Below are 25448 nucleotides of genomic sequence, written 5' to 3' on the forward strand. Positions count from 1 at the left end.
GCGTGGGTGAGCGTTGACCTTCGCTGTTTGATTGTGGTTTTTTATGGGTGGTTCTGTGCGATGCTCGATGGGAGCCCCCGTGAAAAGGCCCGCCGTGAAGAAGACCGTCCGCCGCCTCGCCGACGGGCGTGAGCTCATCTACTTCGACCGGCACGACGACGCCGTGCGCGACGCCGTGGACCGCCGTCCGCTCGAGCCCGTCACGTCCGCGTCCGAGATCCGCCACGACCCGCTCCTCGGCGAGAACGTCGCCATCGCCTCCCACCGACAGGGCCGCATCTACCACCCGCCGGCCGACACCTGCCCGCTCTGCCCGTCCACCGAGGACTGGCAGAGCGAGATCCCCGCCGCCGACTACGAGGTCGCCGTCTTCGAGAACCGGTTCCCCTCCCTCTCCGGGGAGAACGGGCGCTGCGAGGTCGTCTGCTTCACCGCCGACCACAAGGCGTCCTTCGCCGACCTCGGCGAGGACCAGGCCGCCCTCGTCCTCGCCGCCTGGACCGACCGCACCGCCGAGCTCTCCGCCCGCCCCGGCGTCGAGCAGGTCTACTGCTTCGAGAACCGCGGCGCCGAGATCGGCGTCACCCTGGCCCACCCGCACGGCCAGATCTACGCCTTCCCCTTCACCACCCCCCGCACCGCCACCATGCTCCGCAACGCGGTCGAACACCGCGCCCGCACCGGCCGCAACCTCTTCGAGGACGTCCTGGCCCACGAGCGTGCCGAGGGCGGCCGGGTGGTCCTCGCCGGCGAGCACTGGACCGCCTACGTCCCGTACGCCGCCCGCTGGCCCTACGAGGTGCACCTCCAGCCGCACCGGCGGGTCGCCGACCTCACCGGCCTCGACGAGGAGGCCCGCACGGAGTTCCCGCGGCTCTATCTGGAACTCCTGCGGCGCTTCGACCGGATCTTCGGTACGGACGAGCCGCCGACGCCCTACATCGCCGCCTGGCACCAGGCGCCGGTCACCGGCGCGGGCCGCGAGGAGTTCGCCCTGCACCTGGAGCTTTTCACCGTCCGCCGGGCCTCTGGCAAGCTGAAGTACCTCGCGGGCACCGAGTCCGGCATGGGCGCGTTCATGAACGACGTGTCGCCGGAGTCCGCGGCCGACAGACTCCGAGAGGTGGCAAGCAGTTGAGTAAGTACCTGGTGACGGGTGGAGCCGGCTATGTGGGCAGCACGGTCGCCGCCCACCTCCTCGAGGCGGGACACGAGGTCACCGTCCTCGACGACCTCTCCACCGGCTTCCGCGAGGGCGTCCCCGCCGGGGCCGCCTTCATCGAGGGGCGCATCCAGGACGCCGCGAAGTGGCTCGACGCCTCCTTCGACGGTGTGCTGCACTTCGCCGCCTTCTCGCAGGTCGGCGAGTCCGTCGCCAAGCCGGAGAAGTACTGGGACAACAACGTCGGCGGCACGATGGCGCTGATCGCCGCCATGCGCGAGGCCGGGGTGCGGCGGCTGGTCTTCTCCTCCACCGCCGCCACGTACGGCGAGCCGCAGACCGTGCCGATCACCGAGTCCGCGCCCACCGCGCCGACCAACCCCTACGGCGCCACCAAGCTCGCCGTCGACCACATGATCAGCGGCGAGTGCGCCGCGCACGGCCTCGCCGCCGTCTCGCTGCGCTACTTCAACGTCGCAGGTGCCTACAAGGAGTGCGGCGAGCGGCACGACCCCGAGTCGCACCTGATCCCGCTCGTCCTCCAGGTCGCCCTCGGCAAGCGCGAGGCGATCAACGTCTACGGCGACGACTACCCGACGCCCGACGGCACGTGCGTCCGCGACTACATCCACGTCGCCGACCTCGCCGAGGCCCACCTCCTCGCGCTCGGCGCGATGACCCCGGGCGAGCACCTGATCTGCAACCTCGGCAACGGCAACGGATTCTCCGTGCGGGAGGTCGTCGAGACCGTCCGCAAGGTCACCGGCCACCCCGTGCCCGAGGTCATGGCCGAGCGCCGCGCCGGAGACCCGGCCGTGCTCGTCGCCTCGGCCGGGTCCGCGCGCGAGCGGCTCGGCTGGAACCCGTCCCGCCCGGACCTGGCGGCCATCGTCGAGGACGCGTGGGCGTTCGCACGGAAGAAGGAGCAGGGGTAGGCATGAGCGGTGCCGGGGCCGGCGTGGCGGCGGAGTTCCGTGAGCTGTACGGGGCAGGGCCCGAAGGGGTCTGGGCCGCGCCGGGGCGGGTCAACCTGATCGGCGAGTACACCGACTTCAACGAGGGGTTCGTCCTGCCGCTGGCCCTGCCGCACACCGTCGTGGCGGCGGTGTCGCGGCGCGCTGACGGCGTGCTGCGGCTGCACTCCGCCGAGGCCGGCGGCGGGGTCGTCCGGCTGGACGTCGCCCGTCTGGAGCCCGGCTCCGTCCAGGGGTGGGCCGCCTATCCGGCGGGGGTGGTGTGGGCGCTGCGGGAGGCCGGGCATCCGGTGGGGGGTGTGGACGTCCATCTGACGTCCACGGTGCCGACCGGTGCGGGCCTCTCGTCGTCCGCCGCGCTGGAGGTCGTCACCGCGCTCGCCCTGAGCGATCTGTTCGGGCTCGGTCTTTCGCGGCCCGAGCTCGCCGTGATCGCCCAGGCCGCCGAGAACCGCTTCGTCGGTGTGCCGTGCGGCGTGATGGACCAGATGGCCTCCGCGTGTGCCACCGAGGGGCACGCGCTGTATCTGGACACCCGGGATCTGTCGTACCGGCAGGTGCCCTTCGACCTCGCGGCGCAGGGGCTGCGGCTCCTCGTCGTCGACACCCGCGTGCAGCACGCGCTGGGGGACGGCGCGTACGCGGAGCGGCGCGCCGGGTGCGAGGCCGGTGCGCGGGCGCTCGGCGTGCGCGCGCTGCGTGACATCAGCGCCGTGCAACTGTCCGACGCCCTCGGACGTTTGAGTGATGAAACGGTTCGTCGCTATGTCCGGCACGTGGTTTCGGACAACGAGCGGGTCGAGCGGATCATCGGGCTGCTCGACGCCGGGGACGCGCGTGGCGTCGGTCCGGTCCTCACGGAGGGACATCTCTCGCTCCGCGACGACCTGCGGGTCTCGTGCGAGGAACTGGACCTCGCGGTCGCCTCGGCCAACGCGGCGGGGGCGCTGGGGGCGCGGATGACCGGGGGCGGGTTCGGGGGATCGGCCGTCGTCCTGGTGGCGGCGGAGGCCGCCGGCGTCGTCGCGTCCGCGGTGGAGAAGGCCTTCGCGGCGGCCGGGTTCGCCGCCCCGGGGGTTTTCGTCGCCACCCCGTCGGTGGGCGCGCGGCGCGTGGGCTGACGCGGCGGCCCCGACCGGCCCCGGCCGGCCCCGACTTCGGATACTTCCGAGAATCCGCCACCCTCGCCCCCTCCCACCCGTACCCTGGTGCGCAGCGCCGGTGGGGGCCGGCGCTGATCAGGGGTATCGAGACCCGCCGGGTACGGCGCCCGGGGCGGGGTAACTGTCATGGCACGGCGGCGGCCGTGTGACCGGCGGACCCGCCCCCGGCGCCGTGCCCGCGCCGGGCCGTTCCTCGAGCTTTGGGGGTGTCCGTGGCCCGTATCCGGGTTCTGGTGGTGGACGATCACCGCATTTTCGCCGAGTCCCTTGCCGCCGCTCTCGCGGCGGAGCCCGACGTCGACGTGGCCGCCGCGGGCAGTGGGCCCGCCGCGCTGCGCTGCCTGGACCGAGGGGTGGCCGAGGGGCGGCGCTTCGATGTCATGCTCGTCGACTCGGACCTGGGCGCCTCGGGGGCCGGGGACGGGATCTCGTTGGTCGGCGGGGTCCGTGAGCGGGCCGGGCTGCGATGCGTGGTGCTCGCCGAGCGGGACGACGCCCATCGGGCGGCGCTCGCCCTGCAGGCCGGGGCCTGGGGGTGGGTGGCCAAGGACTCGTCGCTGCAACGGCTGCTCGCCGTCGTCCGTGGCGTGCTGCGCGACGAGACGCATCTGCCGCCCGCGCTGCTCACCGGTGTGCTGCGGGAGCTGACCGAGGTCCGCAGGCACCGGACCGAGAGCGAGCGTCTCGTCGAGTCGCTGACGCCGCGTGAGCAGGAGGTGCTGCGGTGCATGGTGGCCGGGCTCGGGCGCAAGGCGGTCGCCGAGCGGCTGTTCCTGTCGCCGCACACCGTGCGTACGCACATGCAGAACGTGCTCGGCAAGCTGGGCGTGCATTCGACGCTCGCGGCGGTCGCGCTGGCACGGCGGGCCGGTGTGGGGCCCGCGGAGGACCCGGATCCCGTCCTAGCCGGGGATGTTGTCGAACGGGGCGGTCAGCTGGCGTAGCAGGGCCGCCAGTTCGCCGCGTTCCACGCGGGAGAGCCGGGCCAGGATGGCGCGCTCCTGGGCCAGCAGGCCGGCGAGCGCCTGGTCGGCGCGGTCGCGGCCTTCGGGGGTGAGGCGGACGAGCACCCCGCGCCGGTCGCTGGGGTCGGGGAGGCGCTCGACCAGGCCCTTCTTGGTGAGCCGGTCGATGCGGTTGGTCATCGTGCCCGAGGTGACCAGGGTCTGGGTGAGCAGCTGGCCCGGCGAGAGCTGGTAGGGCGCTCCGGCTCGGCGCAGCGAGGTCAGGACGTCGAACTCCCAGGGCTCCAGCTGGTGCTCGGAGAAGGCGAGTCGACGTGCGCGGTCGAGGTGGCGGGCCAGCCGTGAGACACGACTGAGCACCTCGAGCGGTTCCACGTCGAGGTCCGGGCGCTCGCGGCGCCATGCAGCGACCAGTCGGTCGACCTCGTCCTCCATGACGATCAGTGTAGAGGGTCTGTTGACGTAAAGTCTCTTGGTATTAAGTCTCTCGTTTCCAAGAATCTTGATGTCGAGATATAGTCTTCTTGACTACGGGGAAGAGACCCGGCCGGAACTTATTCCGCTTCGGCATCTCGTTCCAGCAAGGGGGCTTCGAACATGCATTCCGTGGACTCTGCCGCACCGACATGGGACCCACAGCAGTACCTGCGGCACTCCGGGCACCGAACCCGGCCGTTCCTCGACCTGCTCGCACGAATACCGCAACTGCCGAACCACGGCCGGCCCGCCCGCATCGCCGACCTCGGCTGCGGACCCGGCAACGTCACCGTTCTCCTCGCCGACCGCTGGCCCGACGCACACATCACCGGTCTCGATCTGTCTCCCGAGATGCTGGAACGGGCCGAGAAGGACTGGGCGGGCACCACCTCGGGCGGCGGCTGGCTCGACTTCCGGCCGGCCGACGCCGCGCACTGGACGCCCGAGGAGCCGTACGACCTGATCGTCTCCAACGCCGCCCTGCAGTGGGTGCCCAACCATCCCGAGTCCTTCGCCACCTGGATCGACGGTCTGCGCCCCGGCGGCACCCTCGCCTTCCAGGTGCCCGGCAACTTCACCGCGCCCAGCCACGCCCTGCTCGGGGAGCTGTGCGAGAGCCCCGAATGGCGCGACCGGATCGGCGACCAGGGGCGGCGCTTCGTACACATCCTGGATCCCGACGAGTACCTCCAGCGGCTCACCGAGCTGGGCTGCGAGACCGATGTCTGGGAGACCACCTACTACCAGATGCTCGTGGGGGAGGACCCCGTCCTCGACTGGGTCAAGGGCACCGCCCTGCGGCCCGTGCTCACGGCGCTCAAGGACGACCGGGGCGCCGCCGACGCCTTCCTCGCCCAGTACCGCGAGCGGCTGCGCGAGGCCTATCCACCGGGCCCGCACGGCACCGCGTTCCCGTTCCGCCGGATCTTCGCCCTCGCACGGAAGGCCGCCTGATGTTACGAGGCTTCGAGTACGGCCGGCTCACCGTTCCGGGCAGCACCGAGACCTCGGTCCGTGCCGTACGCGACGGCTGCCGGTCCAGCGGGGCGGGAGGTGCCGGTGTGCGGGGCGACTACGCGGCCCGCCTGGAGAAACGCGGGGGAGACGACGCTCCCTGATCGGTCGGGTGCCGCCGGGTCCGTCCCGGCGGCACCCGCGCCACCCGCGGTCAGCTCTTGCGGTGGCCTATCAGGCGCGGCTTCTGCTCCAGGCCGTCCAGGCCGTGCCACGCCAGGTTCACCAGATGCGCCGCCACCTCCGCCTTCTTCGGCTTGCGGACGTCCAGCCACCACTGGCCCGTCAGGGCCACACTGCCGACCAGCGCCTGGGCGTACAGCGGGGCCAGCTTCGGGTCGAAGCCGCGGGCCTTGAACTCCAGGCCCAGGATGTCCTCCACCTGCGTGGCGATGTCGCTGATCAGCGAGGCGAAGGTGCCCGTGGACTGCGCCACCGGCGAGTCCCGGACCAGGATCCGGAAGCCGTCCGTATAGCGCTCGATGTAGTCGAGGAGCGCGAACGCCGCCTGCTCCAGGAGCTCGCGCGGATGGCCGGCGGTCAGGGCGCCGGTCACCATGTCGAGGAGCTGGCGCATCTCCCGGTCGACCACGACCGCGTACAGGCCCTCCTTGCCGCCGAAGTGCTCGTACACCACCGGCTTGGACACCCCGGCCTTCGCCGCGATCTCCTCCACCGACGTGCCCTCGAAGCCCTTCTCGGCGAACAGCGTGCGACCGATGTCGAGGAGCTGCTCCCGGCGCTCGGCGCCCGTCATCCTCACCCGGCGGCCGCGCCGGGGCTTCTGTTCACTCGTACTGCCGTCGATCGCCACGTCTTCCATCATGCCGCGTCGGCGGGCGCACTCCGGCGCCGGGCGTCGATCCGCTCCCTGGCCGGCCAGCGCACGTCGTACGCCCAGCCCAGCTGCTCGAACCAGCGGATGATCCGGGCGCTGGAGTCGACCTGGCCGCGCAGCACCCCGTGCCGCGCCGAGGTCGGCTCCGCGTGGTGCAGGTTGTGCCACGACTCGCCGCACGACAGCACCGCGAGCCACCACACGTTGCCCGAACGGTCACGGGACTTGAAGGGGCGCTTGCCGACCGCGTGACAGATCGAGTTGATCGACCACGTGACGTGGTGCAGCAGCGCCACCCGGACCAGGGAACCCCAGAAGAACGCCGTGAACGAGCCCCACCACGACATCGTCACCAGACCGCCCACCACCGGCGGGATGAGGAGGGAGACCAGCGTCCACAGCACGAACTGGCGCGAGACCGCGCGGATCGCCGGGTCCTTGATCAGGTCGGGCGCGTACTTGTGCTGCGGGGTCTGCTCCTCGTCGAACATCCACCCGATGTGCGCCCACCACAGCCCCTTCATCAGGGCCGGCACCGTCTCACCGAACCGCCACGGCGAATGCGGGTCGCCCACCGCGTCGGAGAACTTGTGGTGCTTGCGGTGGTCCGCCACCCACCGCACCAGCGGACCCTCCACCGCCAGCGAGCCCATCACCGCGAGCGCGATGCGCAAGGGACGCTTCGCCTTGAAGGAACCGTGCGTGAAATAGCGGTGGAAACCGATCGTGATGCCGTGACAGCCGATGTAGTACATCGCCGTCATCAGCCCCAGATCCAGCCAGCTCACCCCCCACCCCCAGGCCAGCGGCACCGCCGCGACCAGGGCCAGGAAGGGCACCGTGATGAACAGCAGCAGCGTGATCTGCTCGATCGAACGCTTGTTGTCCCCGCCCAGCGTGGCGGAGGGCAGGCCGGGGGCGTCGTCGCGTACCCCGGAATCCGAGGTCACCTCGGGGCTTGTGGTCATGGGTGTCCCCTGGGGGGTGAGGGTGAGGGTGACGTAGGGAAAAGACGCCGTTGCTACGGTTCCGTAACCTACGGCGACGTAAGTATGGCAGCGCGTCGGCACGCGGCAAGAGCGCGTAAGGCGGGGCGTGGCCCGTGCCGCGGAGCGGGACACCTATCCTGTGTGCGTCGGACAGCGCGGTCCGCAAGCCTCCAGTACCCCTCCAGACGTGCTCAAACACTGCAAGGAGCCGCACCTGTGAGCAGTGCCGACCAGACCTCCACCGCCAGCGCCGAGCTGCGCTCCGACATCCGCCGACTGGGCGATCTCCTCGGCGAGACGCTCGTCCGCCAGGAGGGCCCGGAGCTCCTGGAACTCGTCGAGAAGGTCCGCCGCCTCACCCGCGAGGACGGCGAGGCCGCCGCCGAGCTGCTGCGCGGCGTCGAGCTGGAGACCGCCGCCCGCCTCGTCCGGGCCTTCTCCACCTACTTCCACCTCGCCAACGTCACCGAGCAGGTCCACCGCGGCCGCGAGATGCGCGACAAGCGCGCCGCCGAAGGCGGGCTCCTCGCCCGCACGGCCGACATGCTCAAGGACGGCGACCACGCCCACGTACGCGAGACGATCAAGAACCTCAACGTACGGCCCGTGTTCACCGCCCACCCCACCGAGGCCGCCCGGCGTTCCGTCCTCAACAAGCTGCGCCGGATCGCCGCCCTTCTGGAGACCCCGGTCATCGACGCCGACCGGCGCCGCCACGACCTCCGGCTCGCCGAGAACATCGACCTCATCTGGCAGACCGACGAGCTCCGGGTCGTCCGGCCCGAGCCCGCCGACGAGGCCCGCAACGCCATCTACTACCTCGACGAGCTGCACGCCAACGCCGTCGGCGACGTCCTGGAGGACCTCGCCGCCGAGCTGGAGCGGGTCGGCTTCGAACTGCCCGCCGGCACCCGACCCCTCACCTTCGGCACCTGGATCGGCGGCGACCGCGACGGCAACCCCAACGTCACCCCGCAGGTCACCTGGGACGTGCTGATCCTCCAGCACGAGCACGGCATCACCGACGCCCTCGAACTCGTCGACTTCCTGCGCGGACTGCTCTCCAACTCCATCCGCTACACCGGCGCCACCGAGGAGCTCCTGGAGTCCCTCCAGGCCGACCTCGAGCGCCTGCCGGAGATCAGCCCCCGCTACAAGCGCCTCAACGCCGAGGAGCCCTACCGGCTCAAGGCCACCTGCATCCGGCAGAAGCTCGTCAACACCCGCGAGCGCCTCGCCTCCGGCACCCCGCACCAGGACGGCCGCGACTACCTCGGCACCGCCGAACTCCTCCGCGACCTCACCCTCATCCAGACCTCGCTGCGCGAGCACCGCGGCGGCCTGTTCGCCGACGGCCGGATGGACCGCACCATCCGCACCCTGTCCGCCTTCGGCCTCCAGCTCGCCACCATGGACGTCCGCGAGCACGCCGACGCCCACCACCACGCCCTCGGCCAGCTCTTCGACCGGCTCGGCGAGGAGTCCTGGCGGTACGCCGACATGCCGCGCGACTACCGGCAGAAGCTGCTCGCCAAGGAACTCAGGTCGCGCCGCCCGCTCGCACCGACGCCCGCGCCGCTGGACGCCGCAGGGCAGAAGACCCTCGGCGTCTTCCACACCGTCAAGGAGGCCTTCGAGCGCTTCGGCCCCGAGGTCATCGAGTCGTACATCATCTCCATGTGCCAGGGCGCCGACGACGTCTTCGCCGCCACCGTCCTCGCCCGCGAGGCCGGCCTGATCGACCTGCACGCCGGCTGGGCCAGGATCGGCATCGTGCCGCTCCTGGAGACCACCGACGAGCTCAAGGCCGCCGACGTCATCCTCAACGACATGCTCGCCGACCCCTCCTACCGGCGCCTCGTCTCACTGCGCGGCGACGTCCAGGAGGTCATGCTCGGCTACTCGGACTCCTCCAAGTTCGGCGGCATCACGACCTCCCAGTGGGAGATCCACCGCGCCCAGCGCCGCCTGCGCGACGTCGCCCACCGGTACGGGGTCAGGCTGCGCCTCTTCCACGGCCGCGGCGGCACCGTCGGCCGCGGCGGCGGCCCCTCGCACGACGCCATCCTCGCCCAGCCCTGGGGCACCCTGGAGGGCGAGATCAAGGTGACCGAGCAGGGCGAGGTCATCTCCGACAAGTACCTCATCCCCTCGCTCGCGCGGGAGAACCTGGAACTGACGGTCGCCGCCACCCTCCAGGCCTCCGCCCTGCACACCGCGCCGCGCCAGTCCGACGAGGCCCTCGCCCGCTGGGACGCGGCCATGGACACCGTCTCCGACGCCGCCCACGGCGCGTACCGCAGGCTCGTCGAGGACCCCGACCTGCCCGCGTACTTCTTCGCCTCCACCCCCGTCGACCAGCTCGCCGACCTGCACCTGGGATCGCGCCCCTCGCGCCGCCCCGACTCCGGCGCCGGGCTCGACGGACTGCGCGCCATCCCGTGGGTGTTCGGCTGGACCCAGTCCCGGCAGATCGTCCCCGGCTGGTTCGGCGTCGGCTCCGGCCTGAAGGCCCTGCGCGAGGCCGGTCTGGACGCCGTGCTCGGCGAGATGTACGAACGCTGGCACTTCTTCCGCAACTTCCTCTCCAACGTCGAGATGACGCTGGCCAAGACGGACCTGCGGATCGCCCGCCACTACGTCGACACCCTCGTACCGGACGAGCTGAAGCACGTCTTCGAGACCATCGAGACCGAGCACGCGCTCACGGTCGCCGAGGTCCTGAAGGTGACCGGCGGGCAGAAGCTGCTCGACTCCAACCCCGTCCTCCAGCAGACCTTCGCCATCCGCGACGCCTACCTGGACCCGATCTCCTACCTCCAGGTCGCCCTGCTCGACCGCCAGCGGTCCGCCGCCGAACGCGGCGAGGACGCCGACCCGCTGCTCGCCCGGGCACTCCTGCTCACGGTGAACGGTGTGGCGGCGGGGCTGCGCAACACCGGCTGACACCTGCGGCGTCATCGCCGTACGCAGGAGAGTGCCCCCGCGGAGTACTTCCACGGGGGCACTCTCCTGACGTCGTACGTCAGTGCTGCCGGGCCTTGCGACGGCGGCTCACCAGGAACGCGCCGGCACCCGCGAGGGCGACGGCGACCGCGGCGAGGACGCCGACCGGGGCACTGGAGCCGGTCTGGGCGAGGCCGCCCTCCGCGGACTCGGAGGCGCTCGGCGCGGGCCCGCCCGCGGCGGAGCCCTCCGAGGACGAGGCGGTCGGCGAGACCGACCCGCCCGGGGTGCCGGACGGCGTGCCGCCGGGGGTCTGGGACGGCGTACCGGAAGGCGTGCCGGTCGGGGTGCCGGTCGGGGTGCCGGGCGTACCGGGGTTCTCCTCGCCCGGCTTGTCCTCACAGTCGACCCAGAAGGTCTTCTGCTTGGCCTTGCCGTTCTCGCCGTCGAAGTTCCAGTACAGCTTGTAGTGGCCGTTCGGCAGCGAGATGTCGGCCGTCCGCCCGTGACCGGAGCCGTCGAGGGTCAGCGTGCCCTCGGTGCCCTTGAGGCCGGCGGTCGGAGCGTGGCCCTCGATGTGCCACGTCACCTTCTGCGCGGAGTCGAACTTGAAACCGTCGAGGTAGAACGCGCAGACGTGCGGCTCGTTCTTCATGAGCTCTTCGCCGGTCTTGGCGTCGTGGATCTTCACCGTGCCGTTGTCGCCGTGCGGCTTTCCGGTGGCGGAGGCCGCCGGCGCCAGCATCAGGGAGCCCGCCACGGCCGCGACAAGCGCGCCGGCGGGAATGAGGGATCGTCGCATGTGCAGTCGTCCATCTGGGGTGAGGGGGATGCCGTGGGGGGCAGCGCGGAGGCAGCCTAGCCGCCTCTTCAAGTCGCCCTTAACCCAGAGGTCATAACGATCCGATCAGATCGCGACACGCTGTCCGAAACACATCAGAGTGCGAAGAACGCCCCCAGCAACAGCGCCGCCCCCGCCCCCGCCACCGACCACGCCGTCCGCGGCAACCGCATCCCGCCACCGATCAGCGGCGCCGCCAGCAACAGCGCCCCGCCCAGCGGCAGCCACGCGTGCAGACCCCCGCCCCAGCCCGTACGGACCGCCTCCTCCGTACCCGGCTTCACCACCACCGGCAGCGTCTCGCCCTTCTCCGCCGCCACCGAATGCGCGATCGTCAACGCCCGGTGCTTCGACGCCGGATCCTCCGGCACATAACGGCCGCTGCACGTCTCCTCGTTGCAGCCCGTCACCGTCAGCGTGCCGTGCTCACGGCCCTTCGCGAGCAGGACGTGCTGGGCCGTGTCCCAGGACGACCAGGCCCCCGCGACGAGCAGGAGCAGGACGACGAGGGCCATGGCCGCGTTACGGGCAAGCATCATGACCCGCGATCGTACAGTCGTACCCCACAGCGGGGGACCTAGGAGTTGTACGCCGACTGCGCCCGCTCCAGACCCTCCGTCACCAGGCACTCCACCGCGTCCGCCGCCCGGTCCACGAAGTAGTCCAGCTCCTTGCGCTCGGTCGACGAGAAGTCCTTCAGGACGAAGTCCGCGACCTGCATCCGGCCCGGCGGCCGGCCGATGCCGAACCGCAGCCGGTGGTACTCCGCGCCCATCGCCTTCGTCATCGACTTCAGACCGTTGTGGCCGTTGTCGCCACCGCCGATCTTCAGCCGCAACACCCCGAAGTCGATGTCCAGCTCGTCATGGATCGCCACGACGTGCGCCGTCGGCACCTTGTAGAAATCACGCAGCGCCGTCACCGGACCGCCCGACAGGTTCATGTACGACATGGGCTTCGCGAGGACCACCCGGCGGTTGTCCGGACCTGGCGCCCCCATACGGCCCTCGACCACCTGCGCCTGCGCCTTCTGCGCCCGCTTGAACCTGCCGCCGATACGGTCGGCGAGCAGGTCCGCCACCATGAAGCCCACGTTGTGCCGGTTGGCCGCGTAGTCCGGGCCCGGGTTGCCGAGGCCGACGATCAGCCAGGGGGCGTTCGCGTCGTCCGTCATCTGCGTCTCGTCTCCTCGTGTGTACGCGTGGTCGCAAGAGAAACGGGGCGACAGGCCGTTCCCGGCCCGTCACCCCGTCACGTCAGGCAGAGCCTACGGCTCAGGCCTCGGCGCCCTCGGCGGCCTCGCCCTCGGTGGCGGCCTCGGCGGCCGGCTCCTCGGCCTGCGCGGCCAGGACCTGCAGGACCACGGCGTCGGCCTCGGTCACCAGGGTCACGCCGGACGGCAGGGCGATGTCCTGCGCCAGGACGGAGGCACCGGCCTCCAGGCCCTCGACGGAGACCGTGACGGCCTCGGGCAGGTGGGTGGCCTCGGCCTCGACCGAAAGGGTGTTCAGGACGTGCTCCAGCAGGTTGCCGCCGGCGGCGAGCTCACCCTCGGCCTGGACCGGAACCTCGACGGTGACCTTCTCGCCACGCTTGACCAGGAGCAGGTCGACGTGCTCCAGGAAGCCCTTCAGCGGGTCGCGCTGGGCGGCCTTCGGGATCGCCAGCTCGTTGCGGCCCTCGATGTCCAGGGACAGCAGGACGTTCGGGGTGCGCAGCGCCATCTGGAGCTCGTGGCCCGGCAGGGTGACGTGAACCGGGTCCGAACCGTGACCGTAGAGGACACCGGGGACCTTGTTGTCACGACGGATCTTGCGGGCGGCGCCCTTGCCGAACTCGCTGCGGACGGACGCGGTGATCTTCACCTCGGACATGTGCACTCCTCGTAGTGTGGTGACGAAAGACGACTGTCACCCGGCCACGACTGGCGATGGCCTGCTACGAAGAGCGCGTCGATAACGGACCGCCGGGACCGCGTACGACGTACGCATGGGTCCGGCCTCCCTCGCCGAGCAACCACGACAGTCTAGCGGCCAGCCACGGACCGCCCAAATGGATCACCGGCGGACCCCCTCCCGGGAGCCCCGGAGCCCCTCCGGGCACGCGACCGGAGCCCCCTCCAGGCACGCGACCGGAGCCCCCTCCAGGCACGCGACCGGGCCCCTTCCGGGCACCAGAAAGGCCCGCCTCCCGTGCGAAAAGGAAGCGGGCCCTCTCTCCGGATTTACTCGGAGACTCAGTGCTCCTCGAAGAGGCTCGTCACCGAACCGTCCTCGAACACCTCACGCACCGCGCGCGCGATCGTCGGCGCGATCGACAGCACCGTGATCTTGTCCAGCTCCAGCGAGCTCGGATCCGGCAGCGTGTCCGTGAAGACGAACTCGCTCACCTTCGAATTCTTCAGGCGATCGGCCGCCGGGCCCGACAGGATGCCGTGCGTCGCCGTCACGATGACGTCCTCCGCACCGTGCGCGAACAGCGCGTCCGCAGCGGCGCAGATCGTGCCGGCCGTGTCCACCATGTCGTCCACCAGGACACACACACGGCCCCGCACGTCACCCACGACCTCGTGGACCGTCACCTGATTGGCCACGTCCTTGTCACGACGCTTGTGCACGATCGCCAGCGGCGCGTCCAGACGGTCGCACCAACGGTCCGCCACCCGCACACGACCCGCGTCCGGAGACACGATCGTCAGCTTCTCGCGGTCCACCTTCGCACCCACGTAGTCCGCGAGCACCGGCAGCGCCGACAGGTGGTCCACCGGACCGTCGAAGAAGCCCTGGATCTGGTCCGTGTGCAGATCCACCGTGAGGATCCGGTCCGCACCGGCCGTCTTCAGCAGATCCGCCACCAGACGCGCCGAGATCGGCTCACGACCACGGTGCTTCTTGTCCTGACGGGCGTACCCGTACGACGGGATGATCACGGTGATGCTCCGGGCCGAGGCCCGCTTCAGAGCATCGATCATGATCAACTGCTCCATGATCCACTTGTTGATCGGAGCCGTGTGGCTCTGGATCAGGAAGCAGTCCGCGCCACGCGCCGACTCCTGGAAGCGGACGTAGATCTCACCGTTGGCGAAGTCGAAAGCCTTGGTCGGCACGATGCCGACACCCAGCTGGTGTGCGACCTCCTCGGCCAGCTCGGGGTGGGCGCGGCCGGAGAAGAGCATCAGCTTCTTCTCGCCGGTCGTCTTGATCCCGGTCACAGCACTGTCTCCTCGACGGGTTCTCTGGCCGCAACCGCGCTCCCGTGCGCGTGTACGAGCCAGCCGAATTTGTGTGCACGTATCACGGTACGCCGAGTTCGACGTACTCGTTTCCGGTCAGCTTTCGCCGGCGGACGTCTCTGCGGCAGCCTGAGCAGCCTGCGCGGCGGCACTACCCGGCCGCTTGCGGGCCACCCAACCCTCGATATTCCGCTGCTGGCCACGGGCGACGGCCAGCGAACCGGGCGGCACATCCTTCGTGATGACGGAACCGGCAGCGGTGTACGCCCCGTCCCCGATCGTGATGGGTGCCACAAACATGTTGTCCGAACCGGTCCGGCAGTGCGAACCGATCGTCGTGTGGTGCTTCGCCTCACCGTCGTAATTCACGAACACGCTCGCCGCGCCGATGTTCGTGAAATCGCCGATCGTCGCGTCACCGACATACGACAGATGCGGAACCTTCGTCCCCTCCCCGATGACGGCGTTCTTCATCTCCACGTACGTACCGGCCTTCGACCCCGCCCCGAGATCCGTCCCCGGACGCAGATACGTGTACGGACCGACCGACGCACCCTCACCGACCACGGCCGAATCCGCCACCGTGTTGTCCACCCGCGCCCCCCGCGCGACCCTGGTGTCCTTCAGGCGGCTGTTCGGACCCACCACGGCATCCTCACCGACGTGCGTCGCACCCAGCAACAGCGTGTTCGGCAGCACCACGGCGTCCGGCTCGAACGTCACCGTCACGTCCACGAACGTCGACCCCGGGTCGACCACCGTCACACCCGCCAGCATCGCCCGCTCAAGAAGGCGGGCGTTCAGCAGCGCACGAGCCTCCGCCAACTGCACACGATTGTTGATCCCCAGGATCTCCCGGTGATCCCCGGCAACCGAAGCACCCACCCGGTGCCCCGCCTCGCGGAGGATCGACAGCACGTCCGTGAGGTACTCCTCGCCCTGGCTGTTGTCCGTCCGCACCTTGCCCAGCGCGTCCGCGAGGAGCGCACCGTCGAAGGCGAACACCCCGGAGTTGATCTCCCTGATCGCCCGCTGCGCGTCGGAGGCGTCCTTGTGCTCGACGATCTCCTTCACGGCCCCCGTTGCCGCATCCCGCACGATCCGCCCGTACCCCGTGGAGTCCGGCACCTCGGCCGTCAACACGGTCACGGCGTTGCCGTCCGCCTCATGCGTCGCAGCCAGCGCCCGCAGCGTCTCCCCGGCCAGCAGCGGCGTGTCACCGCACACCACGACCACGGTGCCCTCAGGCGTCCGCCCGAGCTCCTGCAGCGCCATCCGCACCGCGTGCCCGGTCCCGTTCTGCTCCTCCTGCACCGCGGTCCGCGTCCCGGCGTAATGGGCGTCCAGATGCCCCCTGACCTGCTCCCGCGCATGCCCGACGACCACGACCAGGTCCTCGGGCTCCAGCTCACGAGCGGCGGACACGACATGCCCCACGAGCGACCGCCCTGCGATCTCGTGCAGGACCTTGGGAGTCTTCGACTTCATGCGGGTGCCCTCACCCGCTGCGAGGACGACGACGGCTGCCGGGCGGTTGGCGCTCACGGGAATGCCCTTCGGCTTCGGGTGGTGGACTTCCGAAGGATAGCGGGGGGTGCCGGGCGGAGAACGAGCGCGGGTCCTGACCGAGGAGGTCAGGACCCGAATGTGAGCATGGGCTCCCCTGCCAGGACTCGAACCCGGACATAGGACTCCAAAGGTCCCAGTGCTGCCGATTACACCACAGGGGATAGCGGACTGGATCAAATCGGACATTGAGTCCCGTTGATCGAGTCGACGGCTCCTACTATGCCGCACCACCAGCCCTCGATGCGACGGTACAGCTCGGCACCCTGGAGAACGCGCACGGATAGACAGCCGTGATAGTCGGCCCCCACGTTCTTCCGGTTCGTCTTCGGGTTGTGCCTCTTGAGCGAGGTCTTGCCGAACTGCTCCGGCTTCGCATCGGTAACGCTGGCCCAGTAGGCCTCGGCGGCGGCGACGTCCGCCGACTCGTGGATCTGGACGAAGAAGCGGAGTCGGTCCTCCGCAATGCCTAAGAGGCGCAGCCATCGCAGGAAGAGCCGCACCATGTTCGGGTCGCTATTCGCGAAGTTGATGTATGCCTGCGGCCTGGCCTTCGCACCCTCGGCCCAGTAGAGGGCCGTTCCGATGAGGAATAGCTCCCGGTCTGTGAGCGTGCCGATCTCGCCCATCGCGGTCTGTCGTGTCGCTGCGTACTCGATGAGTCGGCGCTCGTGGGCCTCGCGCCTTCCTTGCTGCGCCCGACGCATATCGGTGCAGACGGGCAGTGCCCGCCGCTCCGGCTTCGGCAGGTCCCGTACCCACAGCGAGATCGAGCTCTTCGAGCAGCCCAGCTCGACCTGGATCTGGTCGTACGTCTTGCCCTCCAGGCGCAGCTCGCGTGCTCGGGCGCGGGGGCCGTCCTTGGCGTTGGGGCGGCGGGTCCAGTCCGGTGGGGGCTCTCCCTGCAAGAGGCGGTTGAGGACGTCGTTGTTGTCGACGCGGAGGCGGTCACGGATCTGGCGGCGGCTTAGCCCTTCGCGGCGTAACGCGATGGCCGTTTCGCGAAGCTTCTCGAAGTCCGCGTACTTGCTCGTGCTGGAGGTCATGCGAACACCCTCGTCCGGAATGCGGACGGCCGGGTCGAAAACGCTGTCGATTCACCAGTTCGAGGGACTGGTGTGTGCACACGTTGACGTGCGCCGCTCCGGGTCCCGTCGGCGGCGGGAAAATCGGTGGCCCTCGCCCGTAGGGTGGAAGGCATGACCACAACGGGGGCGGACCAGGACGCGGCGGGCATGCAAGCCCCGCGTACGTGGTGGTGGTGGGGGAGACGGCGCAGTGTGGTGCTGGATGTCGGGCTGGCCGTGGTGTCCGCGCTGGAGTGCGGGCTCGAAGGGGTCGGGTTCGCCCGGCAGGCTTCGCTGCCGGTGCCGGTCGGGGTGCTGTTCGGGCTGATCGTCGGGTCCGTGCTGCTGGTGCGGCGACGGTGGCCGATCACCGTCGTGCTGGTCTCGATCGCCGTCACGCCCGCCGAGATGGGCTACCTGATGGGGATCGTCGGCCTGTACTCGCTGGCCGCCTCCGAGGTCCCGCGCCGTTTCACGGCCGCGCTCGCCGGCATGTCGACGGTCGCCGTGTACATCGTGACGATGGTCCGGCTCCGCCAGGACGTCGCCCAGGCCGACGTGAACCAGCAGGACTTCGACCCGAGCGGCTGGTACGTCCCTGTCGTCTCGCTCTTCATGACGCTCGGCCTCAACGCCCCGCCGCTCCTCTTCGGCCTCTACATAGGCGCCCGGCGCCGGCTCATGGAGTCGTTGCGGGAGCGGGCCGACAGCCTGGAGCAGGAGCTGTCGCTGCTCGCGGACCGGGCGGAGCAGCGGGCGCAGTGGGCGCGGCAGGAGGAGCGGACGCGGATCGCGCGGGAGATGCACGATGTGGTGGCGCACCGGGTGTCGTTGATGGTGGTGCACGCGGCCGCGTTGCAGGCGGTGGCGTTGAAGGATCCGCAGAAGGCGGTGAAGAACGCGGCGCTGGTGGGTGACATGGGCCGGCAGGCGTTGACCGAGTTGCGGGAGATGCTGGGGGTGCTGCGGGAGGAGATCCCGTCGGCTTCCACGGCGTTGCCGCTGGCCGCGGTCGGCCGTGCGGCGGCGGCTGCCGCCGAGGCCGCGGCGGAGGACGGGGGTCCGTGTCTGGAGGCGCTGGAGGCGTTGGTCGAGCAGTCGCGGCAGGCGGGTGCGGTGGTCGACCTCGTGGTGATGGGCGAGGTGCGGGTGTACGGGGCCGAGGTGGAGCAGACGGCGTACCGGGTGGTCCAGGAGGCGTTGACGAACGTCCACAAACATGCGGCCGGCGCGAAAGTGGTGGTGCGTCTGGCGCACCGTGAGGCGGAGGTCGCGATGCAGGTGGAGAACGGTCCGTCGGACGCCACGGCCGCGGATGCGCATTTGCCGAGCGGTGGGAACGGTCTGGTGGGGATGCGGGAGCGGGTGACCCGGCTGGGTGGGGTGTTCGTTTCGGGTCCGACGGACGCGGGGGGTTTCCGGGTGAGCGCGGTGCTGCCGGTGGGGCAGGGCGCTTAGGCCGTGGCTCTTGCGGCCTCGCCGCCAGCGTCGTCGGCTGGGGGGCGCTGAGGCCCTGGCTCCTGCGGGTCCGCCACCAGCGTCGTCGGCTGGGGCGCTGAAGCCCTGGCTCCTACGGGCCCGCCACCAGCGTCGTCGGCTGGGGCGGTGAGGCTCCGGCTCCTACGGGGCTGCCACCAGCCTCGTCGGCTGTGACCCCGTGACGAGGGTCGACAGGGCGGTGTCGATGTCCTGGCCCAGGTACCAGTCGCCGGTGTGGTCGATGCTGTAGACGCGGCCCTCGATGTCCATCGCGAGGACCGCCCGGTGGTCGCCCTCCTCGCCGAGCGGGGAGAGTTCCGTGTCGAGGGCGCGGCCGAGGTCGCCGAGGGTGCGGGCGAGGTGGAGTCCGGCGAGGGGGTCGAAGCGTACGGTCGAGGGTGCGATCTGGCGGCCCTGGCCGGGTGCGGTGATGTGCAGGCCGCCGAATTCGGCCCACGCCTCGACGGCCGCGGGGAAGACGCTGTGCCGGTGTCCGGCGGGGGAGACGTGGGCGCGCAGGGCGTCGGCCCATTCTTCGGCGAGCTTGATGTCCCAGCGGCCGGGCTGCCAGCCGGCTTCGCGCAGGGCGGCGTCGACGTTGACCGGGAATCGGGTGCTGTTGAGGTCGGGCATGGGGTTGGGGTGAGCCGTTCTAGCCGTTGGTCGGTGCGGTGGTCGGGTCGACGGTGCGGACTCCGAAGTGCGCGAGCATCGCCGTACAGGAGCGGCAGGGCGCGGCGTAGCTGCCGTGCAGCGGGTCGCCGTCCTCGCGGATGCGGCGGGCGGTGAGCTTGGCGTGTTTGAGGGAGCGGCGGGCCTCGCCGGGGGTGAGTGGCTTGCGCTGGGCGCGCTTGGAGCGGGTGCTCTCGGTGGCGGCGAGGTGTCGGGACAGCAGGATGGCTTCGGGGCAGCGTCCGGTGAAGCGTTCGCGCTGGCCGCTGGTGAGGGTGTCGAGGAAGTCCTGGACGAGTGGGTGGAGGGTGGGTGCCTGGTCGCCGCGGGCGGCGGTGCAGGTGAGGGTCTCGCCGCGGACGGAGAGGGCGGCGCCGACGGTGGGCAGGATGCCGTCGCGGCGTTGACGCAGTAACGGTGCGCGGTGGCTGTCGGTGTCGCTGCCCCAGTTGAGGCGTGGGTCACCCTGTGTGGGCAGTGGTGCTGGTGTGGTGGTTGCGTGCATGGTGCTGGTCTTCCCCTCCTGCAATCCCCCGAGTTGCTGGAACAGCCTGCCAAACAGGGTGCCGGATGGGGAAGCCGGGCCGCTGAAACGTGGCTTCGGTGTGTCGGAACCATGGCGGTGCTGTCATGCCGTCGTGACACTTGGTCACCATGGGCGGGGTGGCGGCCTCGGGCCGGGTCTGGGCCTTGTGGCACCGCTTAGGCTGTGCGGACCAGCCAGTAGAAGCCACTCAGGGGGCAACCGCCATGACGACAGGTCGGCTCGGCCAGGACACCGCGCCGCCGAACGCGGCGTACGCCGGGCAGGTCGTGCACTTCCCGGACCCGGTCCGGGCCTCCCGTCACCCCAGAGGGGTGCGGGTGGACGAGCGTGGCCACCCGGACTTCTCTCCGTACGCGCGGGCGGCGGCGGAGATCGCGGATCCGCCGGAGGGTTTCGGCGTCGACGAACTGCGCCTGACGGATTACGTGTCGGCGAACGCGGCGCTGGCCGCGACCGGCCACGAGCTGTGGGACACGATTCCGTCGGTGGCGACGCCGCACGGCTGGACGTGGCACCACGTGGCGCACTCGCGCCGTCTGGAGCTGGTCCCGGTCGAGGTGAAGGCGTTGCTGCGGCATCATGCCGGGGTGACGACGGCTGCCGTGGACCAGTCGAAGCGTGGTACGCGGCCGCTGCAGGAGACCCGGCCGGCGCATTTCGGGCTGCCGAAGCGTGTGGTGTCGGTGTCGGAGCAGCAGCTTCAGGGCGTGGAGGAGGATCTGGGCTACCGGCTGCCGGGCGCGTACCGCTCCTTCCTGAAGGCGGCGGGCGGTTGTGCTCCGCTGGGTGCGGCGCTCGACGCGGAGCTGGGGCTGCTGGTGGACCAGCCGTTCTTCACGGTGCGCGAGGAGGCGGGTGTCAACGACCTCGTCTACGTCAACAAGTGCCTGCGGGACCACCTGACGAAGGACTACCTGGGGGTGGCGTTCGTGCAGGGCGGTCTGCTGGCGGTGAAGGTGAAGGGCGAGGCGGTCGGTTCGGTGTGGTTCTGCGTCTATGACGACGCCCGGGACCGGGACGGCTGGACGGTGAACGAGCGGGCGGAGCGGCTGCTGCTGCCCTGTGGTGCGGATTTCGACGATTTCCTGCAGCGTCTCGCGGGCAATCCGCCGGAGCTGGAGACGGTGGCGAACCTGATGGTGGACGGCGGCTTCGCGCGCGCCGTGCCCGTGGTCCCGGTGGGGGAGTGAACTGGCTGTGGTGACGTTCGCGCAGGCGCAGGAGCGCGCCGAGGAGTGGATCAACGGCGATGTGCCGGCGTATCTGCACCGTGAGGTGCGGGTGCGGGAGTTCGGGCTGGGCTTCGTGGTCTGGGCCGAGGACCGTGAGGAGGCGCCGACCCCGGACGGGGGCCGGCAGCGTCTGGTCATCGCCCGCGACAGCGGCGAGGCGACGCTGTGGCCGGGGCTGCCGGTGGGTGAGGTGATCCGCCGGTACGAGGAGGAGTACGGGGCTGCCGCGGAGCCGTCCGCCCCGATCCCGGCCCAGGCGGCGCGTATCGACCTGAACCAGACGTCGTTCCTGTTGAGCCCGCCGGAGTGGCTCCAGGAGGCGGCGGACAAGATCGGCCTGCCGCCGGTGTCCTCGAACGCGTCGCAGGCGTCGGCGGGGGCGTCGGCGGAGGGTGTGTCGACGTCGCCGGAGGGCGGGGTGCCGGCCGAGGCTGCCGGTGCCGCCGCCGGTGGTTCGGCTGTGGCTGGTGCGCCGGGCGGTGCGAGCGGGGCTGCGGCGCCTGTTGCTGGGCCGGGTGCGTCCGGGGCGTCTGGTGGGCAGGAGTCGGCCCAGGGCGCTGCGGTGGATGCGCCGGGTGCGCCTGGTGCGCCGGGTGTGCCTGGGGTTCAGGGCGGTGCTGATGTGCCTGGTGGTGGTTCGGCTGGGGCTGGTGCGCCGGTTGTCGCGGCTTCCGCGCCTGCCGGGCTCGGCGCCTCGCCCGAGGCCGGTGCGCCGGGCTTCGGGTCTTCCGCGCCGGAGGCCCCGTCCGCTGAAGCCGGCTCCGCCGCTTCCGGTGCCTCGTCCGAGGTGTCCGGCTCCTCCGGTTCCGGAGTGCCGTCGTCCGACGCGGCCGCTTCGGGCGCCCCCGCGGCCTCGCCGTGGTCCGGCCCCGCGTCGTCGCCCTCGGCCGCCGGCGACTCCGACGGCGCCGGCCACGAGCCGACCGCGTCCGGCGGTGTGCCCGCGCAGAGCCCCTGGGCGGACGCGAACGCGAGCGCCGGCGGTGCCGACGGAGCCGTACCGCTGCCGGCGACGGTGTTCGCACCGCCGCTTTCGGGGGCGGACGACGAGGACACGCCGCCGCCGTCGGTGGGGGCGGACGCGCCCACCGCGCTGATGAAGGGGGGCAGCGCGCTGCCGCCCACGGCCATCGCGCCGCGCCTGAACACGGACGGGACCTTCTCGAGGGGCGGGGCCGCCGTGCCGTCGCCCCCGCCCGGGGCGCCCGGCGCCGCGGACATCGCCGACGCGGTGACGAGCAAGGCGCCCACGACGCCGCCCGCAGGGGCGTACGTCCGCACGCAGTTGGTGTCGCAGCTTCCCCCCGAGGGCCTCCAGTCGCCGGGTACGCCGCCCGGTACGCCGCCGGGACCGCCCGCGCCGCCGGCCCCGCCCGGGCCTCCCGCGCCGCCGTCGGCGACGCCGCCTCCCGCAGTGCACCAGGCGGCGACGATGCTGGCGCATCCGAGCCAGGGTGGGCCGGGCGCGCCGCCGCCTCCGCCCCCGCCGCCGGGGGTGCCGGGTACGCCTGGCACGCCGCCCGGTGGGGTCGCGTACGCCGCGACGATGCTGGCGCATCCGAGCCAGGGTGGGCCGGGCGCGCCGCCGCCCCCGCCCCCGCCGCCGGGCATGCCGGGTGCGCCGGGTGCGCCGGGCACTCCGCCGGGCGGGATCGCGCATGCCGCGACGATGCTGGCGAGCCCCGGTCCGGCCGGCCCGCCCCCGCCGCCCGGCCCTGCTCCGGCGCTTGCCCAGGCGCCGGGGCAGCCGCAGCCGCAGGCGCCCGCGTACGGGTACCCGCAGCCGGCCGGGCTGCCGATCGTCGGTCCGGGCTACCAGGCCGTGCTGCGCTACCGCGCGCCCGACGGTTCGGAGCAGCAGATCATCCGCCGCTCCGCGCCCGGCACGCCGCACCCGGAGTGGCAGATCCTGCACGAGCTGCGGGCCATGAACGTGCCGCCGCAGCAAGTGCTTGAACTGCACACGGAGTTGGAGTCCTGTGAGCTGCCGGGCGGTTACTGTGCGCGGATGATCCGGGAGACCTGGCCGCAGGCGCGGATCACCAACATCGCGCCGTACGGCCGTGATCACGCGGGCCGCCAGCAGGGCATGCGTCAACTCCTCACCCATCAGGGCGAGTTGCATCAGGTCGCGGACGGCCCGGCGCGGCCCGCGCCGGTGCGGGCGCCGTTGCCGCAGGTGCAGCCGGCGCCGCCGCTGCCGCCGGACGGGGTGGCGCAGGAGCTGGCCGGGGCGTTCGGCCCGGGCATCCTGCGCTTCGACCAGCGCGCGGTGTCCCGGCAGGGCGTACCGGAGCTGGTCGCGGTCACGCTCGTCTGGGCGGGCCTGCCGGCCGACTTCGGGCCGTTCTTCTGGGCGCAGCCGGCGATGCCGGTGGTGCCGACGCTGGCGGAGCTGGCGGCGCAGCGGCAGATCCAGCCGGCGCCGGACGCGGGTTCGTACCTGGTGCTCGGTTCGGACTTCGGCCGGGCGATCTGCGTCCAGTACGGTACGGCGCACATCGTCGCCGTACCGGTGGAGGCCGGTCCCGGCGGGCAGTCGGTGGCGCCGCAGTTCGTGAACACCGGGCTGCCGGAGTTCGTGCGCTGCCTGGCACTGCTCGGCCGGATGTGGCGGCTGCGGTTCGGGCTCAACCCGGAGCAGGCGGGGCGCTGGACGGTCGACTTCCAGGCGCAGTTGGCGATGCTGGACCCGGCGGCGCTGTCGTCGCCGGAGAACTGGTGGTCGGTGCTGCTGGAGCAGATGTGGGACGGCCTGCTCTAGGGGGTGTCCGGTCCTGATCCGGCCGGACACGCCCCGGCCCCTCCATGGGGGCGGGATGTGACGAAAGGCGCTCGGCGTGTGCTCACGTCGCGCGCCTTTTGTCCCTTCTGATGCCGCATCCTTGATGTTTGAGGGCATGAGGGAGTCGAAGGGGCGTCAGGGATGAGTTTCGCCGTCGGACGGGGCCGCGGTTACCGCCCCGAACAGGTCGACCGCTACCTGGCCGCGCTCTCCGAGGAACGCGACGGCGCGTGGGAGCGGGCGGCGCGCCTGACCGTCCTCGCCGAGGAGCTGGAGGCGGAGGCGGCCCGGCTGCGCGAGGCCGTCGCCGGGCTCGCCCCGCAGCGTTACGAGTCCCTGGGGGAGCGGGCCCGCCGGATCCTGGAGCTCGCCGAGGCCGAGGACGAGACCCTGGTGCGCGCCGCGGAGGCCGAGGCCCAGGCGCTCGCCGAGGCGGCCGACGCGGCGGGCCGGGCGGCGGCCGAGGCGGCGGGCGCGTACGCGGACGGGGTCACCGCGGCCGCGGACTCGGCGGCCCGCGCGGCCCTGAAGGAGGCCGAGGTCCAGGCGGAGTCACTTCGTTCCGCCGCCCGCCGTGACGCCGAGAAGGAACGATCCGCCGCCCGCACCGCCCACGAGACGGCCCAGCGCGAGAGCGCCGCCCTCCTCGACGCCCAGCGCGCGGAACAGGCGGCGGCCCGCGAGGAGGCCGACCGGTCGGCGGCCGAGCGTGCGACCGCCCTCGACGCCCGCCACGCCGAGCTCGTCACGTACGCGGAGGCCGGACTCGCCGACGCCCGGCGCACCCTCGCCGAGGCGGAGGAAGCCGCCCGCCACGGCCAGGAGAACGCGGACGCGAAGGCCTCCGAACTCCTCACCGAGGCCCGCCTGGAGCGGGAACGCACCGAACGCGCGACGGACCGCCTGCTCCGCGAGCACGCCGAGGCCCGCGACGACATCCACTCTCACATGGAGCACATCCGCTCCTCCCTCGCCACCCTGACCGGCCGCGCGGACCCCGGGGCGAAGGACGACGACGCCGGCGAGTAGGGCGGGCGGACCGGGCCGTGCGGGCGGAAATCCCGTTCCGCCGCCGGGTTTCGCCGATCTACGCTCGGGCCATGTCGCAGCCGATACGCCTCCACGTCCTGATCACCACTCTCCCGGGCCGCGGCCGGGACCAGATCGAGGCGTACGAGCGCCTCGCGCCTCTCGTACGGGCCGAAGACGGGTGCCTGCAGTACGACCTGCACCAGGTGAGCGGCGACCCCGACCGTTTCGTCCTGGTCGAGCACTGGTCGTCGAGGGAGGCGCTCGCCGCGCACGACGTCGCGCCCCACATGGCCGAGGCCGACGCGGCCGCCCCGGCGTTCCGGGCGGGCCCCGCCCAGGTCGTCGAGCTCGTCGCCGAGCCCCTGGCCTAGGTGTTCTGTCCAGGGAGGTTGTGGACGGGTGATGCAGGTCTCGGCTGAGGGATCTTGAACGGGTGAGGGCCTTCCGGGTTCGGTGTGGATTGCGAC

24 protein-coding genes and 1 tRNA gene are annotated in these 25448 nt (G+C 71.6%); 12 read left to right on the forward strand and 13 right to left on the reverse strand.

Going from position 1 to position 25448, the window contains the following annotated elements:
- Positions 1-94: 94 nt before the first annotated feature.
- The 4 genes from galT to ACIGEZ_RS27355 all read left to right on the forward strand — a co-directional run bounded on the left by galT (position 95) and on the right by ACIGEZ_RS27355 (position 4243).
- A complete protein-coding gene (galT, locus tag ACIGEZ_RS27340) occupies positions 95-1138 on the forward strand; it encodes a galactose-1-phosphate uridylyltransferase (protein WP_399835875.1) in 1044 nt (347 codons plus the stop codon).
- Positions 1135-2097, forward strand: a complete 963-nt coding sequence (galE, locus tag ACIGEZ_RS27345) for a UDP-glucose 4-epimerase GalE (RefSeq protein ID WP_399835797.1) — start codon at positions 1135-1137, stop codon at positions 2095-2097. The genes galT and galE overlap by 4 nt, the downstream gene beginning before the upstream one ends.
- A gap of 2 nt (positions 2098-2099) precedes the next feature.
- Positions 2100-3257, forward strand: a complete 1158-nt coding sequence (galK, locus tag ACIGEZ_RS27350) for a galactokinase (protein WP_399835800.1) — start codon at positions 2100-2102, stop codon at positions 3255-3257.
- A 242-nt stretch (positions 3258-3499) separates the two neighbouring features.
- Positions 3500-4243, forward strand: a complete 744-nt coding sequence (locus tag ACIGEZ_RS27355; RefSeq protein ID WP_399835803.1) for a LuxR C-terminal-related transcriptional regulator — start codon at positions 3500-3502, stop codon at positions 4241-4243.
- Here ACIGEZ_RS27355 and ACIGEZ_RS27360 read toward each other — a convergent pair.
- On the reverse strand, positions 4202-4699 hold the full coding sequence (locus ACIGEZ_RS27360) for a MarR family winged helix-turn-helix transcriptional regulator (RefSeq protein ID WP_399835806.1): 498 nt from the start codon (positions 4697-4699) through the stop codon (positions 4202-4204). The genes ACIGEZ_RS27355 and ACIGEZ_RS27360 overlap by 42 nt on opposite strands.
- 162 nt (positions 4700-4861) lie before the next feature.
- Here ACIGEZ_RS27360 and ACIGEZ_RS27365 point away from each other — a divergent pair, with 162 nt between their 5' ends.
- Complete coding sequence (locus tag ACIGEZ_RS27365) at positions 4862-5695, forward strand: trans-aconitate 2-methyltransferase (RefSeq protein WP_399835808.1); 834 nt, start codon at positions 4862-4864, stop codon at positions 5693-5695.
- Entirely contained in the window at positions 5695-5859 is a 165-nt protein-coding gene (locus ACIGEZ_RS27370; protein ID WP_399835811.1) for a hypothetical protein, read from the forward strand. The genes ACIGEZ_RS27365 and ACIGEZ_RS27370 overlap by 1 nt, the downstream gene beginning before the upstream one ends.
- 50 nt (positions 5860-5909) lie before the next feature.
- On the opposite strand, the gene ACIGEZ_RS27375 is transcribed toward ACIGEZ_RS27370, so the two are convergent.
- Positions 5910-6581, reverse strand: a complete 672-nt coding sequence (locus tag ACIGEZ_RS27375) for a TetR/AcrR family transcriptional regulator (RefSeq protein ID WP_389658438.1) — start codon at positions 6579-6581, stop codon at positions 5910-5912.
- Positions 6578-7561 (reverse strand): acyl-CoA desaturase, encoded by a 984-nt coding sequence (locus ACIGEZ_RS27380; protein WP_399835814.1) that lies wholly within the window; start codon positions 7559-7561, stop codon positions 6578-6580. The genes ACIGEZ_RS27375 and ACIGEZ_RS27380 overlap by 4 nt, the downstream gene beginning before the upstream one ends.
- A gap of 237 nt (positions 7562-7798) precedes the next feature.
- On the opposite strand from ACIGEZ_RS27380, the gene ppc reads away from it, so the two are divergent.
- Positions 7799-10528: a phosphoenolpyruvate carboxylase gene (gene ppc, locus ACIGEZ_RS27385; RefSeq protein ID WP_399835816.1), complete on the forward strand. Its 2730-nt coding sequence runs from the start codon at positions 7799-7801 to the stop codon at positions 10526-10528.
- Positions 10529-10607: 79 nt separating this feature from the next.
- Here the strand turns inward: ppc and ACIGEZ_RS27390 are convergent, their stop codons facing one another.
- The 8 genes from ACIGEZ_RS27390 to ACIGEZ_RS27425 all read right to left on the reverse strand — a co-directional run bounded on the left by ACIGEZ_RS27390 (position 10608) and on the right by ACIGEZ_RS27425 (position 17213).
- Positions 10608-11330, reverse strand: coding sequence for an LPXTG cell wall anchor domain-containing protein (locus tag ACIGEZ_RS27390; RefSeq protein WP_399835818.1), 723 nt, complete (start codon positions 11328-11330; stop codon positions 10608-10610).
- A 134-nt stretch (positions 11331-11464) separates the two neighbouring features.
- A complete protein-coding gene (locus ACIGEZ_RS27395; protein WP_399835821.1) occupies positions 11465-11908 on the reverse strand; it encodes a hypothetical protein in 444 nt (147 codons plus the stop codon).
- Positions 11909-11946: 38 nt separating this feature from the next.
- Positions 11947-12543, reverse strand: a complete 597-nt coding sequence (pth, locus tag ACIGEZ_RS27400) for an aminoacyl-tRNA hydrolase (protein WP_399835824.1) — start codon at positions 12541-12543, stop codon at positions 11947-11949.
- A gap of 100 nt (positions 12544-12643) precedes the next feature.
- Positions 12644-13243 carry a 50S ribosomal protein L25/general stress protein Ctc gene (locus tag ACIGEZ_RS27405; RefSeq protein WP_399835826.1) on the reverse strand — a complete coding sequence of 200 codons (600 nt, stop codon included), beginning with the start codon at positions 13241-13243 and terminating at the stop codon, positions 12644-12646.
- 362 nt (positions 13244-13605) lie between these two features.
- Positions 13606-14580 carry a ribose-phosphate diphosphokinase gene (locus ACIGEZ_RS27410; protein WP_399835829.1) on the reverse strand — a complete coding sequence of 325 codons (975 nt, stop codon included), beginning with the start codon at positions 14578-14580 and terminating at the stop codon, positions 13606-13608.
- Between the two features lie 117 nt (positions 14581-14697).
- Complete coding sequence (glmU, locus tag ACIGEZ_RS27415) at positions 14698-16146, reverse strand: bifunctional UDP-N-acetylglucosamine diphosphorylase/glucosamine-1-phosphate N-acetyltransferase GlmU (protein WP_399835832.1); 1449 nt, start codon at positions 16144-16146, stop codon at positions 14698-14700.
- Positions 16147-16259: 113 nt separating this feature from the next.
- Positions 16260-16331: transfer RNA gene (locus tag ACIGEZ_RS27420), tRNA-Gln, on the reverse strand.
- Positions 16332-16343: 12 nt separating this feature from the next.
- Complete coding sequence (locus ACIGEZ_RS27425) at positions 16344-17213, reverse strand: hypothetical protein (RefSeq protein ID WP_399835834.1); 870 nt, start codon at positions 17211-17213, stop codon at positions 16344-16346.
- A 153-nt stretch (positions 17214-17366) separates the two neighbouring features.
- Here ACIGEZ_RS27425 and ACIGEZ_RS27430 point away from each other — a divergent pair, with 153 nt between their 5' ends.
- Positions 17367-18692, forward strand: a complete 1326-nt coding sequence (locus tag ACIGEZ_RS27430) for a sensor histidine kinase (protein WP_399835835.1) — start codon at positions 17367-17369, stop codon at positions 18690-18692.
- 162 nt (positions 18693-18854) lie between these two features.
- On the opposite strand, the gene ACIGEZ_RS27435 is transcribed toward ACIGEZ_RS27430, so the two are convergent.
- Positions 18855-19346 carry an SUKH-3 domain-containing protein gene (locus ACIGEZ_RS27435; protein WP_399835838.1) on the reverse strand — a complete coding sequence of 164 codons (492 nt, stop codon included), beginning with the start codon at positions 19344-19346 and terminating at the stop codon, positions 18855-18857.
- 19 nt (positions 19347-19365) lie between these two features.
- Positions 19366-19890, reverse strand: a complete 525-nt coding sequence (locus ACIGEZ_RS27440) for a YwqJ-related putative deaminase (protein WP_399835840.1) — start codon at positions 19888-19890, stop codon at positions 19366-19368.
- A gap of 245 nt (positions 19891-20135) precedes the next feature.
- Between ACIGEZ_RS27440 and ACIGEZ_RS27445 the strand changes: the two genes are divergently transcribed.
- The 4 genes from ACIGEZ_RS27445 (at position 20136) to ACIGEZ_RS27460 (ending at position 25352) form a co-directional block, all read left to right on the forward strand.
- Positions 20136-21122, forward strand: a complete 987-nt coding sequence (locus ACIGEZ_RS27445; protein WP_399835878.1) for an SMI1/KNR4 family protein — start codon at positions 20136-20138, stop codon at positions 21120-21122.
- 7 nt (positions 21123-21129) lie between these two features.
- Complete coding sequence (locus tag ACIGEZ_RS27450; RefSeq protein WP_399835842.1) at positions 21130-23928, forward strand: SUKH-4 family immunity protein; 2799 nt, start codon at positions 21130-21132, stop codon at positions 23926-23928.
- A 162-nt stretch (positions 23929-24090) separates the two neighbouring features.
- Positions 24091-24978 (forward strand): cellulose-binding protein, encoded by an 888-nt coding sequence (locus ACIGEZ_RS27455; RefSeq protein ID WP_399835845.1) that lies wholly within the window; start codon positions 24091-24093, stop codon positions 24976-24978.
- Positions 24979-25049: 71 nt separating this feature from the next.
- The gene (locus ACIGEZ_RS27460; protein WP_399835848.1) at positions 25050-25352 is read left to right on the forward strand and encodes a putative quinol monooxygenase; all 303 of its coding nucleotides are present in this window, start codon (positions 25050-25052) and stop codon (positions 25350-25352) included.
- The last annotated feature ends 96 nt before the right edge of the window (positions 25353-25448 follow it).

The organism is Streptomyces sp. NPDC085481 (assembly GCF_044541845.1).
Classification (GTDB): Bacteria; Actinomycetota; Actinomycetes; order Streptomycetales; family Streptomycetaceae; genus Streptomyces.